Origin of the sequence: Salinibacterium sp. SWN1162, from assembly GCF_015864675.1 — a bacterium.
GTDB lineage: Bacteria > Actinomycetota > Actinomycetes > Actinomycetales > Microbacteriaceae > Rhodoglobus.
This window is the reverse complement of the sequence record NZ_JADYWT010000001.1, coordinates 330,115-343,119: the sequence shown is the minus strand read 5'-3', so window position 1 is coordinate 343,119 and position 13,005 is coordinate 330,115. Positions and strand designations below refer to the sequence as shown.

The 13,005-nt window shown below is 62.2% G+C and carries 13 protein-coding genes; 3 read left to right on the top strand and 10 right to left on the bottom strand.

Features of this window, described 5'->3' with window-relative positions; translation table 11 throughout:
* From I6E58_RS01615 to hisC, 5 genes are all read right to left on the bottom strand, one after another.
* The gene (locus tag I6E58_RS01615; RefSeq protein ID WP_197129651.1) at positions 1-1,143 is read right to left on the bottom strand and encodes an AI-2E family transporter; all 1,143 of its coding nucleotides are present in this window, start codon (positions 1,141-1,143) and stop codon (positions 1-3) included.
* Positions 1,144-1,213: 70 nt separating this feature from the next.
* Complete coding sequence (locus I6E58_RS01610; protein WP_197129648.1) at positions 1,214-2,635, bottom strand: dihydrolipoamide acetyltransferase family protein; 1,422 nt, start codon at positions 2,633-2,635, stop codon at positions 1,214-1,216.
* Between the two features lie 14 nt (positions 2,636-2,649).
* Entirely contained in the window at positions 2,650-3,627 is a 978-nt protein-coding gene (locus I6E58_RS01605; protein ID WP_197129645.1) for an alpha-ketoacid dehydrogenase subunit beta, read from the bottom strand.
* Positions 3,627-4,742, bottom strand: a complete 1,116-nt coding sequence (locus I6E58_RS01600; RefSeq protein WP_197129642.1) for a thiamine pyrophosphate-dependent dehydrogenase E1 component subunit alpha — start codon at positions 4,740-4,742, stop codon at positions 3,627-3,629. Before I6E58_RS01600 ends, I6E58_RS01605 begins: the two co-directional genes overlap by 1 nt.
* Before the next feature lie 24 nt (positions 4,743-4,766).
* Positions 4,767-5,837: a histidinol-phosphate transaminase gene (gene hisC / locus I6E58_RS01595; protein WP_197129639.1), complete on the bottom strand. Its 1,071-nt coding sequence runs from the start codon at positions 5,835-5,837 to the stop codon at positions 4,767-4,769.
* A gap of 62 nt (positions 5,838-5,899) precedes the next feature.
* Here hisC and I6E58_RS01590 point away from each other — a divergent pair, with 62 nt between their 5' ends.
* Positions 5,900-6,295, top strand: a complete 396-nt coding sequence (locus tag I6E58_RS01590) for a phage holin family protein (protein WP_129072592.1) — start codon at positions 5,900-5,902, stop codon at positions 6,293-6,295.
* Here I6E58_RS01590 and I6E58_RS01585 read toward each other — a convergent pair.
* Complete coding sequence (locus tag I6E58_RS01585) at positions 6,292-7,719, bottom strand: hypothetical protein (RefSeq protein ID WP_197129636.1); 1,428 nt, start codon at positions 7,717-7,719, stop codon at positions 6,292-6,294. The genes I6E58_RS01590 and I6E58_RS01585 overlap by 4 nt on opposite strands.
* Positions 7,709-7,969 carry a hypothetical protein gene (locus I6E58_RS01580; protein ID WP_197129633.1) on the bottom strand — a complete coding sequence of 87 codons (261 nt, stop codon included), beginning with the start codon at positions 7,967-7,969 and terminating at the stop codon, positions 7,709-7,711. Before I6E58_RS01580 ends, I6E58_RS01585 begins: the two co-directional genes overlap by 11 nt.
* Before the next feature lie 125 nt (positions 7,970-8,094).
* Here I6E58_RS01580 and I6E58_RS01575 point away from each other — a divergent pair, with 125 nt between their 5' ends.
* Both I6E58_RS01575 and purB read left to right on the top strand, forming a co-directional pair.
* Positions 8,095-8,625, top strand: a complete 531-nt coding sequence (locus I6E58_RS01575) for a low molecular weight protein-tyrosine-phosphatase (protein WP_129072595.1) — start codon at positions 8,095-8,097, stop codon at positions 8,623-8,625.
* A gap of 8 nt (positions 8,626-8,633) precedes the next feature.
* On the top strand, positions 8,634-10,025 hold the full coding sequence (purB, locus tag I6E58_RS01570; RefSeq protein ID WP_197129630.1) for an adenylosuccinate lyase: 1,392 nt from the start codon (positions 8,634-8,636) through the stop codon (positions 10,023-10,025).
* A gap of 121 nt (positions 10,026-10,146) precedes the next feature.
* Here the strand turns inward: purB and I6E58_RS01565 are convergent, their stop codons facing one another.
* From I6E58_RS01565 to I6E58_RS01555, 3 genes are read right to left on the bottom strand one after another with little or no spacing between them, the layout of a single operon-like run.
* Positions 10,147-10,902 carry an ABC transporter ATP-binding protein gene (locus I6E58_RS01565; RefSeq protein WP_197129627.1) on the bottom strand — a complete coding sequence of 252 codons (756 nt, stop codon included), beginning with the start codon at positions 10,900-10,902 and terminating at the stop codon, positions 10,147-10,149.
* Entirely contained in the window at positions 10,899-11,951 is a 1,053-nt protein-coding gene (locus I6E58_RS01560) for an iron chelate uptake ABC transporter family permease subunit (protein WP_374189176.1), read from the bottom strand. The genes I6E58_RS01565 and I6E58_RS01560 overlap by 4 nt, the downstream gene beginning before the upstream one ends.
* Positions 11,944-12,930 carry an ABC transporter permease gene (locus I6E58_RS01555; RefSeq protein WP_197129623.1) on the bottom strand — a complete coding sequence of 329 codons (987 nt, stop codon included), beginning with the start codon at positions 12,928-12,930 and terminating at the stop codon, positions 11,944-11,946. Before I6E58_RS01555 ends, I6E58_RS01560 begins: the two co-directional genes overlap by 8 nt.
* Positions 12,931-13,005 lie beyond the last annotated feature (75 nt).

Sequence of the window (13,005 nt, the reverse complement as noted above, 5' to 3'; positions counted from 1 at the left end):
CTACTTCTTCTTTTTTGCCTTCTTCGGAGCAGGATCGAGATCAGGCTTGTGGCCCTCTTCATTCCACGTCTTGAGAATCGCCCAACCCACCGCGGCGATCGGCACGGCCAATACGGCACCCACGATGCCGCCGAGAATCGTTCCGGCGGTCAACGCCACCAAGATGACCAACGGGTGGATGCTCAACGACTGAGCCATGACGACGGGCTGCAAGAAGTTGCCCTCGAGCTGATTGACCAATACGACGATGCCCAGCACGATGAGCGCCACGACCCAACCGTTGGTCACGAGAGCGACAACGGCGGCCAAGACGCCGGCGACCGTGGCACCGACGAGCGGGATGAACGCGCCCAAGAACACGATGACTGCAAGCGGCAGCGCCAGCGGAACCTGCAAAATGAGCAGCCCGACCCCGATACCGAAAGCGTCAACCGCCGCGACCGTTGCGGTTCCGCGAACGTAGCCGCCCAGGGTGCGTACGGCGGTGTGGCCGATGCGGTGCCCGCGTGCAAGGCGTTCACCTTCGAGCGGGCGAAGGAAGAATTCCCAAATGCGGTCGCCGTCTTTGAGGAAGAAGAAGAGGATGACCAGGCCAAGCAGAATCCCCGTGACCACCTGAGCCGCTGCCGACACGCCCTGAATCGCACCGAGGCCAAAGGTGGCACTCGTCACGAAGTCGATGACTGCGTTCCACGCATCGTCGAGGGCGGTCTGATCAATGGGGAAGGGACCGTCGAGGGCAAAGTTCTTGAGCTGCTCGAAGCCCTCAACCGCCGAGTCAGAAAGCTCCGACCACTGGTCCTCCACCGCAAAGACAACGGCCGTGACCAGTCCACCAAACACTGCGATGCCGCCCAGCAGGGCAATCCACGTCGACAGGGCGCGGCCAACGCCGCGGCTACGCATCCAGACCACGACCGGTGTTGCGGCCGCAGCGAAGATCAGCGCGATCAGCACCGGGATGACCACGAGCTTGAGCTGCGTGAGCGCATACACGATCACCGAGATGAGCGTCAGAAGCAAGAGAACCTGCAGGGCCCGGGTCGACCACGCGCCCAGACGATCCGTCCAGAGTTGTTCAATTCCAGGGCGCGTCGAATCGGATGCTGGCTCTGCCGCCGACGATTTCTTTCGGAAGATCATGCGGCTACATTACCTATCGCTTCGCCGGTTGTGGTGAAGCAGAGGCCCGTTGCTGCCGAACGCTCAGCTACTAGTCGAGCAGCAGAGCAGGTTCTTCGAGCACACTCGCGAGGTCGGCGACGAAGCGACTCGCGACATCGCCATCAACGATGCGGTGGTCGAAGCTGGCGCTCACGGTCGTCACATAGCGGGCGCGAACTTCGCCGTCGACAACCCACGGCTTCTGCTTGATCGAGCCGAGCGCCACGATCGCGGCCTCGCCGGGGTTGATGATCGGCGTACCCGTGTCCATGCCGTACGAACCGATGTTGGTGATCGTGATCGTTCCGTTCGACATTTCGGCGGGCTGAGTCTTGCCATCGCGCGCCGTGAGTGTGAGCTGCTCGAGGGCCTTGGCGAGATCGAAGAGGCTCAAGTCTTGCGCGTCCTTGATGTTCGGAACGATGAGGCCGCGCGGGGTTGCCGCCGCGATACCGAGGTTCACGTAGTGGTGAACGATGATCTCTTTGTCAGTCCAGCTGGAGTTCACGGTGGGATTGCGGCGCACAGCCCAGTTCACGGCCTTGGCCATGATCAGCAGCGGGCTCACGCGCACGCCAGCGAAGTCGGGGGAGTTCTTGAGGCGCTTCACGAACTCCATGGTTCGCGTGGCATCCACGTCGGTAAAGACGCTCACGTGCGGCGCGGTGAAAGCACTGTGCACCATGGCCTTGGCGATGGCCTTGCGCACACCCTTCACGGGGATGCGCTCTTCGCGTTCGTCGCCCCACGCGGGAGTTTCGATGTTGCGGAAGACGCTCGCCTGCGACGCATGACGAATCACGTCTTCGCGCGTTGTCTCGCCAGCGAGACCGGTGGCAGCAACCTCAGCGAGTTCAACCCCGAGGTCTTTGGCAAGCTTGCGAATCGGCGGCTTGGCGATAATCGGGCTCGCGAACGACGCGGGAACGGATGCCGGGCGCGGCTTCGACGCGCTGGTGGCCGTCGCGGTGGCGTCGGCCTTGGCCGGTTGCCCGCCCTTGCGGCGACGCGAGCTCACGTGGCCGCCAGTGCCGTAGCCCACGAGCACCGCTCCGGGCTTGTCGTCTTCGTTGGCGATCGTGGATGCCGTGTCAGCGACAGCGGCGGCAGCGTCATCCGCTGCACTGCTGGCGGCGCTGCTCGCGGCGCCAGCCTCAGAACCGACATCGGACATCAGGCCGTGGCTTTCGTCTTCACCCGAGCCGGGCGCGGTCAGTTCAACCGAGCCTCCGACGGACTGCACGCTGATGATCGGGGTGCCGACTTCCACGGTCGCGCCCTCTTCAACCAGCAGCTTCTGCACGGTGCCGGCGAACGGCGAGGGCAGCTCGACGAGCGACTTCGCGGTCTCAATCTCAACGAGCACCTGGTTGACGGTGATCTCGTCGCCGGGCGCAACCTTCCACGAAACGATCTCGGCTTCAGTCAGCCCCTCGCCCACATCGGGGAGAGGAAATTCAGATACGGCCACGGGGGCCTCCTTCGTCAGTAGGCCAATGCCCGGTCAACAGCATCCAAGATGCGGTCAACGCTGGGCAAGTACACGGATTCCAGCTTGGCGGGAGGGAACGGGAGATCGTAGCCACTCACGCGCAGCACAGGGGCTTCGAGTGAGTAGAACGCACGCTCGGTCACCGTGGCGGCAACCTCTGAGCCCACGCTGACATTCCCGGGTGCCTCTTGAACGACAACGACGCGGCCCGTTTTTTGGGCGGATGCCACAATCGGGTCGTAGTCGATGGGAGAGAGCGATCGAAGGTCAACGACCTCGATGCTCGTGCCTTCTTCGGCAGCGAGTTCGGCCGCCTGCAACAGGGTGGAGACGATAGCGCCGTGACCTACGAGCGTCACTTCGGTGCCTTCGCGAACCACCCGGCTGGCGTGAGTGGCGATGCCGCTCGACTCGCGGTCGACCTCGCCCTTCTGCCAGTAGCGCGACTTGGGCTCGAAGAACATGACGGGGTCATTGCTGGCAATGGCCTCTTGAATCAGCCAGTACGCGTCGTGCGGGGTAGCGGGGCTCAGCAGGCGCAGCCCGGGAGTGTGCGCAAAGTACGCCTCCGGGCTTTCCTGGTGGTGCTCAACCGCGCCGATGTGGCCGCCGTAGGGAACACGAATCACGACGGGCATTTGCAGCGTGCCCTCGTGGCGTGCGGTCAGCTTGGCCAGTTGAGACGTGATCTGGTCGAAGCCGGGAAAAATGAAACCGTCGAACTGAATTTCACACACGGGACGGAATCCGCCCATCGCGAGCCCGATCGCGGTACCCACGATGCCGGACTCAGCCAGCGGAGTATCGAGAACGCGCTTATCGCCGAATTCGGCCTGCAGCCCCTCGGTGACGCGAAAGACGCCGCCCAGCGGCCCAATGTCTTCGCCCATCAAGAGAACGCGGTCGTTAGCGCCCATGGCGGCGCGCAGGCCCTCGTTGAGAGCCTTCGCCATTGTCATGGTTTCAGTCATTAGTTGCCCTCCTCAAACGATGCCTCGAAGTCGGCGAGCGCTTGGCGCTGCGCATCCATCACGGGGTGAGGGTCGGAATAGACGTGGTCGAAGAGCGTCGAGGTTGCCGGAACGTGCAACTCGAGAATGCGCTTACGGATATCGGCGGCGAGGTCGTCGCCTTCCGTCGCGAGCTCGTCGAAGAAGCTTTGGCTCGCACCGCGGGCCCGGAGGAACGTTTCGAAGCGAGTGATGGGGTCACGTTGCGCCCAGAACTCGAGCTCGCTGTTGTCGCGGTACTTCGAGGGGTCGTCGCTCGTGGTGTGGGCACCCATGCGGTAGGTGAGGGCCTCGATGAAGCGGGGTCCCTCGCCGGAGCGGGCGGCATCCAAATTGGCCTGGGTTACGGCGAAGCTTGCGAGAACGTCGTTGCCGTCGATCTGAACACTCGGGATGCCGAAGCCTTCGCCGCGCAGATACAGCGGGGTGCGCGACTGGCGTGACACGGGGACCGAGATTGCCCAGTGGTTGTTTTGCAAGAAGAAGACTTGCGGGGTTTGGTAGCTGGCGGCGAAGACCATTGCTTCGCTCACATCACCCTGGCTCGTTGAGCCGTCGCCGAAGTAGACCATGACGGCGGCGTCCTTCTCGGGGTCACCTGTTCCGCTGCGGCCGTCAAGGCCCATTCCCATGGCGTAGCCCGTGGCGTGCAGAGTCTGCGAGCCAATGACGAGCGTGTAGAGGTGGAAGTTGTCGTGATCTTTCGGGTCCCAACCACCGTGGCTGAGGCCACGGAACATCGAGAGGATCGTGATGGGGTCGACGCCGCGCATGAGCGCGATGACGTGTTCCCGGTAGGAGGGAAAAAGGTGGTCTTGGGGTTTGGCGGCAAGAGCCGAACCCACTTGAGCGGCCTCTTGACCGTGGCTCGGAACCCAGAGGGCGAGCTGGCCTTGACGTTGCAGGTTGGCGGCTTCGATATCGAAGCGGCGCATGGTCACCATGTGGCGGTGAAACTCCTGCAGAGCGTCGTCACTGAGCTTGTCTACATACGGAAGGTACTGTTCGCTGGCATCGCTGTGAACGAGCGTGCCCTCGGGAGACAGCAGCTGAACCGTCGCGGCGGTATAAGACATTCGACTAATCTAACGCGGCTCGGGTCAGTTCGTTTTCCGTGAAGCGACAACCTCTTGGGCTGCTCTTAGGAGTTTCTCCACAGATTCTGGTTCACCAACGCTGATTCGCACGCCCTCGCCGAGGGCTCGAACGACGATGCCGTGGCTGCGGAAAACCTCAGCAGCCCAGTCAGTTACTGCCCCGGTGGGCAACCAAACGAAGTTGCCGTTGGGCGTCGGCACCGCCCAACCCTGCTCGCGGAGCCCCGCCACGATCTGCTCGCGCACCTCGTTAATCCGGCTGACTCGCTCTAACAATTCATCTTCATGTTCGAGGGATGCGGTGGCCGCTTTTTGAGCAAGCTCCGTGACCGAAAGCGGAATTGCTACCGCTCGCGCCGCATCCATCACGTATTCGGGGCCAATGGCGTACCCAATACGCAGGCCGGCGAGGCCATAGGCCTTGGAGAAGGTGCGCAGCAATACGAGGTTGGGGTACTGGCCCACAAGGGTTTCTCCCCGAACCGCGTCGGGGTCGGTCACGAACTCGCCGTAGGCCTCGTCGAGAACGACAAGAACGTTCTCGGGAACGGTGGCCATGAATTCGCGGAATTCGGCATCCGTCACGACAGTGCTGGTGGGGTTATTGGGGCTGCAGACAATGACGACGCGAGTGGATGCCGTAATTGCGGCGCTCATAGCCGCAAGGTCGTGCCGGTAATCGGCCTGATTCGCGACCTGCACACTCGTGGCACCAGCCGCGGATACCAGCAAGGGGTAAGCCTCGAAGCTGCGCCAGGCGTAGATGACTTCATCACCGGGGGCGGCGGCAGCGCTCACGAGTTGGGCGAGCACGGCAACAGAGCCGGCTCCCACTTGCACGCTGTCGGCGGTGACTCCGAAACGTTCTGCTAGTTGCGTGCGCAGTTCGAGGGCGGATGCGTCGGGGTAGCGGTTGATCGAATGCGTCGACAACTGCGCCAGCACCGAGGGCAGCGGCTCGTAGGGGTTTTCATTGGAGGACAGCTTGAAGGCATCCGCGGTGGCGGGCGCGCCCTGACGGTAGGGCACGATGGCGGCGATTTCGGGGCGGAGCTGTACTCGTTTGCTGGTCACGTCTCCAGCCTAGGTGCGCGTAAGCATTGCGGCGTGCTGAATAGGTGCTGCATAGTTGAGGCATGAGAATCGTCGTGCGCTTGCTGATCAACGCTCTTGCTTTGTGGCTTACAACGGTGGTTGTCGCCGGGGTCGAAATTGTCCCCTTTGCTCCCGGAGGAACTCTTGAGGTCGTGCTGACCTTCTTGCTGGTCGCCGCTGTCTTCGGAATCGTCAACGGCGTGCTCGGTAACCTCATCCGCATTGTTGCCTTCCCGCTCTACGTTCTGACTCTTGGGCTGCTCGCGCTCGTGGTCAACGGCCTTCTACTCCTTCTCACTAGCTGGATCTCGGGCCTCTTCGGCTTCGGTCTTGTCGTGAACGGCTTCTGGTGGGGCGTGCTGGGGGCTCTTGTCCTTGGTCTCATCAGCTGGTTCATCGGCATTCTCGTTCGGCCGATTGTGGGCAAGCGCCACTAAGGCTTCACCCGCTCAAACTCGTAGCTCGTCACCGTCGTTGACGCATCAGGGTGAACTCTCGGCGTCAGTTGAGCGAGTGCCGCTCGAAGCTCCTCGCTATTGTCGCTGTCCATGAGGCGCGCGGTTTCGCGATATTCGCTGAGCTGATGCGCGGGAGCCAGAACCCCTTCGGGTAGTTCTCTCCCACCGAATGCTTCCCGGGTCACGATTGTCGCGTGCTGGTTATCCTGGGGGCCGCCCACCGCGGGGACGATGTCGTCCTCATGCTCGACGAGAACGGTATCCACGGTGACTGGAATGGGAATCTGGCCAGTGTTACCTCCGAAACTGAGCACTCCCGTGACGTTGAAGTCACCCGACGCCGCGATCAAAGCGGCGACGGCCGCACCCTGTGAGTAGCCGTTGATGACCACCTCGCTTTCAGCGGTGATCCCCGCTTCCTCCATCGCTCTCAGTACGGCTTTCAGCGCTGCCGCCTGCTGCCCCGCGGCAAGGTTCACGTTGCTTGAACCATCAAAAGGCTGCGCGGAGTCGCCGAACGCGAAGTCCACCGTGCCCCCGATATACAGTTCGAATGTGTCCTCTTCCCCGGGGCGCGACGTCGTTTCGATGCTTACTTGAAACGGGCTCTCATCGGTCGGTTGCGGGATTCGCTCCGCTCGCTCCTCCACGGTCTGCGCCGGCTTTACGGATGACGTGTCACTCTTGCTGACCAGAGCCACGGGGGTTTCGGCCATCTTCCCGGCCAGTCCCGCAATGCGTCCGACGCCCGCCGCTGATGACGACAACCCGATCACTCCGGTGGTGCTCAACAAGCCCACAAGCACCGGCGGCAAGCCCGCAGCCCCGGCAACAATCTCGTCGACATTCATCACGCCGAAGCGCACCGTCTGCACGAAGAGCGGATCTGAAATTAGGGTGTTCAGTCGCGCCAGGAACTCCTTGTCAGCCATCAACTCGGCGGGCTGGCGGCCCGTCACCAGTGCCGCCGCGGCGAAGCCGAGCACGACCGGCACTCCAACAAGCGTCACGCCAAGCACCGCGAGGTGTTTGGGAAAGAGGAATCCAAAGAGCGCCGCGGCTTCAGCAGAGAACTTACGAGTCAGCCCCTCTGCAAATGCCTCCGCCAGGCCGTAGCTGTCGGCGGCAAATCGCACCAAGCCGCTCAGCCGCTCAGCGCGATCCGCCACGGCGTGGAGCTGAGTAAAAGCGCATTCAAGATCGTTCTCCGCAAGGGCGGCAGCGGTGGGGATGCCGAGCGACACGAGCTGATTGGTCGTCAGCCGGGCATCCACCATCGAGATCGCTCCCGCAATATCGCGGGACATGCCCGCCGTACGGTGAAGCGCGCTCGCACTGACCAGCATTTCCGTGGTTGAGACAGCGGTGCTGCCCCCGCCCGAAATGGTGAGGCTATCCGACATGGAAACCCATTTGGTTAGACGCGAGTACGGTGCGGGAGTACGCCGCCTCGAGCAGGGTGCGCACAACGGCCAGCTCTCGGTACAGGTCAAGAACCCCCGCGTCGAACAGTTGCTGAGCGGGTCCGCACCAGTCGATGCTGGTGTCAGGGAGGAGGCCTCTGACATAAGTCAGTCGTTCGAGAATCATCCGGAGTTGTTGAGCTTGAAAGTTGAGGGCATCGTGAGCCATCGCATTCGGGGGAGTCGTCATTTCCTACCTTTCGAGAAGACAACTCTCGCTAAACGCCAGTCGACACGAATCCTGCCAGCAGGTATCGGGGAGGAGAATCCGGCGGCCGTCCCTGTTGAGGAGGCGAAACTGCGACACAATGAGGCATGACCTTCGAGCGAGCATCCGATCACTCGACCGCGTTCTCGATCTGTTTCGTGTGCACCGGAAACATTTGCCGGTCTCCGATGGCCGAAGCCGTCTTTCGAGACCTTGTGGCGAAAGCTGGCCTCGAGGGCCGCATCGCGGTGACATCCGCCGGAACAGGCGACTGGCATGTCGGCGAGCCGGCCGACGATCGCACCATCGATGCGCTTGCCGCACGCGGCTACAATGGATCTGGGCATCGCGCCCGCCAGTTCGACCCCGAATGGTTCAGCAAATTCGACCTCATCGTCGCGTTTGATCGAGGACAGGAACGAATTCTGCGCACGTGGGCACCCAACGATCAAGACCGATCGAAAGTGCAGCCCATGTTGAGCTTTGACAGCGAACTCGCTCCGCTCGTTGACGTGCCAGACCCTTACTATTCGGATGCCGCACTTTTTGATCATGTCCTCGGCATGATCGAGCAGGCGTGCGGCTCGCTATTTCGTCAAATCACGCCAGGAATCTCGGCATCCACCGCACACAACTAGGGAGCCCCATGAGCCCGTTGCCCGTTCAACCACTGAGCCCCCTCGATGGCCGCTACCGTCCCGCCGTTTCGGCTCTGGGCGAGCACCTCTCCGAGGCAGGCCTCAACCGGGCCCGCGTGCACGTAGAAGTCGAATGGCTGATCTTCCTCACGGGCAAGAGCCTGTTCGGTTCCAGCCCGTTGAGCGCCGACCAGGTCACCGCCCTGCGCGCCTTCGCCACCGATTTTGGCCAAGAGCAGATCGATGAGCTCGCTCGCCTCGAAGCCACGACCCGCCACGACGTCAAGGCCGTCGAGTATCTGGTGCGCGCCAAGCTCGACGAGCTGGGCCTCACCGCGATCGCTGAACTCACTCACTTCGCGGCCACGAGCGAAGACATCAACAACCTCTCCTACGCGCTCACCATTTCGGATGCCGTGCGCGAAGTGTGGCTGCCCAAGTTCCGCACCGTGCTCGAGGCCCTTCGCGCGCAGTCCGAGCTCATGCGCGATAACGCGATGCTCGCTCACACCCACGGACAGCCGGCGACGCCGACCACCATGGGTAAGGAGTTTGCGGTCTTCGTGTACCGTCTCGACCGCATCCTGACCCGCATTGAAGGCATCAGCTACCTTGGCAAGTTCAGCGGAGCGACCGGCACGTTTGCTGCTCACCTCGCGGCAGACCCTGAGCAGAACTGGCCAGCCCTCTCGAAAGAGTTCGTGGAGTCGCTCGGGCTCGACTGGAACCCGCTGACCACGCAGATCGAATCCCACGACTGGCAAGTCGAGCTGTACCAGGCCACCAGTCACGCCAATCGCGTGCTGCACAACCTCTGCACCGACGTGTGGTCGTACATTTCGATGGGCTACTTCCGCCAGATTCCGCAGGCTGGCGCCACCGGCTCGTCGACAATGCCGCACAAGATCAACCCGATCCGCTTCGAGAATGCCGAAGCCAACCTCGAGCTCTCGAGCGCTCTACTCGAGTCGCTGGCTCAGACTCTCGTGACTTCACGACTTCAGCGCGACCTCACCGACTCCACGACGCAGCGCAACGTGGGCGTCGCCTACGGTCACTCGCTGCTCGCTCTCGACAACATCGAGCGCGGCCTCAAGGAGATCGCCCTTGACCCGGTGGCTCTCGACGCTGATCTCGACAGCAACTGGGAGATCCTGGGCGAGGCCATCCAAACGGTCATTCGCGCCGAGGTCACTGCGGGCCGCAGCACCATCAGCGACCCCTACGCCATCCTGAAGGAACTCACGCGCGGCAAGCGCATCAACTCCGTCGATCTCACCGAGTTCATCTCGGGGCTCGACATTGGGGCGGATGCCAAGGCCCGTTTGCAGGCGCTCACCCCGGCGACCTATGTCGGCCTTGCGAGTTCGCTCGTCGACTACCTCGGCGACACCAAGTAGTTCACGCTCTACAGCGAGCAACTCACGCTAAACACAGGCCGGTCTCCACACGGAGGCCGGCCTGTGACGCTTCCACCCCTGATTGCTCCGTCCGACAGGGGCGCTGCACACGCCTCGGGGCTTAGTAGTACACCGCGAGGGCGCCGTTGGGCCCATCGATGACCTGCACCGGGGTATCGAAGATCCGGGTGAGCACGTCATCGGTCAAAATCTCAGCGGGCGTTCCGAATTCGGTGACCTGCCCGTCCTTGACAGCGCAAATATGGTCGGCGTAGTGCCCGGCAAAGTTGATGTCGTGAAGCACGATGATGATGGTGCGGCCGAGTTCTTGGGCGGCGCGCTTCAGGTGGCGCATCATCTGAACCGAGTGCTTCATGTCGAGGTTGTTGAGGGGCTCATCCAGAAGCACGTATTCGGTGTCTTGCGCCAGCACCATGGCCACGTAGGCGCGTTGGCGCTGTCCGCCAGAGAGCTCGTCGAGATAGCGATCTTGCAGGCCCTCAAGGTTCAGAAAGGTGATGGAGTTGTTGATCGCCAGCTCATCCGCTTCGGTCAATCGGCCCTGCGAATACGGGAAGCGGCTGAACCCCACCAGCTGACGCACCGTGAGTCGGGCGATGAAGTGATTCTCTTGCCGCAGGATCGCGATGATCTTGGCGAGGTCTTTCGACTTCGTCTTCGCGACGTCGTAGCCCGCCACCTCGATGTGACCCGAGTCAATACCGAGCAGGCGGCCAATCATCGTCAGCAGCGTGGATTTTCCCGCACCGTTCGGGCCCACCAGCGCAGTGATGCCGCCCTCGGGGATCGTCAGGTCGACGGGGCCAATGGTGATTTCGTGGCCGTAGCTTTTTCCCACATTGTTCAGGGTGATCACAGGCGGCCCTTTCTCAGAATGACGATGAGGAAGACGGTTCCTCCGACAAGTTCAACGATGATCGACACCACTCCTTGCGCGTAGAACAGGTTTTTCATCACGAAGTACGCGCCGCCCAAGACCACGAACCCGGCCAACACCGCGATCGGGAAGATGTGGCGATGGTCGTAGGTGTCCGCGAATTGGTAGGCGAGTGTCGCGACCAGAAACCCAAAGAAGGTCATCGGGCCGACGAGCGACGTGGAGACCGCCATCAGAATCGAGACGAAGAACAGCACGCGCATGATCTCGAACCGGTAGCTGATTCCCAAGTTCGTGGCGGTGTCAGACCCGAGCGCGACGATGTTGAGGCGTCGGCCCTGCGAGAGCAGGAAGGTGCCGGCCACCAGGCACAGCACAAGCGAGATGGGCAGGTAGCTGGCATCCGCATTGGAGATAGACCCGAACAGGCGGGCCGTGAGGATGTCGAACTCACTGGGCGTGAGCAGGCGCTGCATGAACGTCGACACTGCTCCGAGTCCGCCGCCGATGATGATGCCGACGAGCAGCATGATCTGCAGGTTGCCGTACTTTCCCGTGAGCAACCAGCCGTAGAGCAGCAGCGAGAGCCCCACCATCAGCGCGATCTGAAGCAAAAACTGGGGGAGACCCTGCAGGGCGACGATCCCTGCGATGCCCAAGAAGTACACGGATGAGGTCTGAACAGCCACATACAGAGACTCGAAGCCCATGATGGATGGCGTGAGAATCCGGTTGTTGGTCACGGTCTGAAAGCTCACGGTTGCAATCGCCTGACAGAAAGCCACGACCGCAATCACAATAACGTTGGTAGCGCGCAGCTCAGCAATGAGCCAGAAGCCATCGGTGCCCACCGGCATCGGGTTGTCCCGCGCCAGCAGGCCGACAGCGATCGCGACAGCAGCAACGCTCAGGATGCTGAGCAGTATCCAGTAGCGGCGACGCGCCTTAACCGTCGGGAAGGGACCAGTCACGCCGGGCGCTCCCGCCGCCGCTGCTCGTGCTTCTTGAGCATCCACGGGGCTATGCACGGCGGCGCTGCTTCAACAGAAGGGCAATGAAGACGACCGCACCCACGACGCCCAAAATAAGCGAGACGGGAACTTCAAACGGCATGATGATCGTGCGGCCGACAATGTCGCACACGGTCACGATGGCGATGCCCAGCAGGCACACCCAGGGCAGGTTGCTGCGCAGGTCATCGCCGCGGAACATCGACACAATGTTGGGCACGATCAGGCCGAGGAACGGCAGATTGCCGACGACAACGGTCACGACTCCGGTCGCTACCGCGATGAGCGCGGTGCCGATGAGCAAAATCTGGTTGTAGTTCACGCCGACATTCGTTGCGATGTCTTGGCCGAGCCCCGCCACGGTGAGCCGGTCGGCGAACAGAAAGATCACGACCACGACGAGTGCGACGATCCAGAGCAGTTCGTATTGCCCGCGCATCACCGAGGTGAAGCTGCCGGCGAACCACACGGAGAGGCTCTGAAGCATGTCCGTCGAGAGAGCAATATAGGTGGAGATGGCACCGACGACCGAGCCGAGCATGATGCCGACGATCGGCACGATCAGCGACGAGCGCAGGGTGACGCGGCGCAGGAAGAGAAAGAACACCCCGGTGCCGATGAAGGCCGCCACAACGGCACCGGTCATGCGGGCGAGGATGCTGGCTCCCGGAAAGAGAATCATCACGGTGAGCAGTCCGAGGCCTGCCCACTCGGTAGTGCCGGTCGTGGTCGGTTCCACGAAACGGTTCTGCGTCAGCAACTGCATGACGAGCCCGCTCATTGCCATCGCGGCCCCCGCGAGCACGAGCGCAATCGTTCGGGGAACGCGGGTAATGCCGAACATTCGTTGGCCGTCATCCGCCCCGAAAATGTCGTAAACACCCGTGAACAGGGAGGCGATCAGCAGCAGAACAACACCCACCGTCGCGAGCAGGAGTTTCCAGTCGAAGAGGGTGGTCGTGTTGGCGGGCCGCCGTCGGGCCAGTGTTGACGTCATCCGTGAGTGAGGGTTTCTGATTGAAGGCCAGAACCGTTCGGTGCTGAAGTTCGCCCGGGGGCACGATTCAGCACC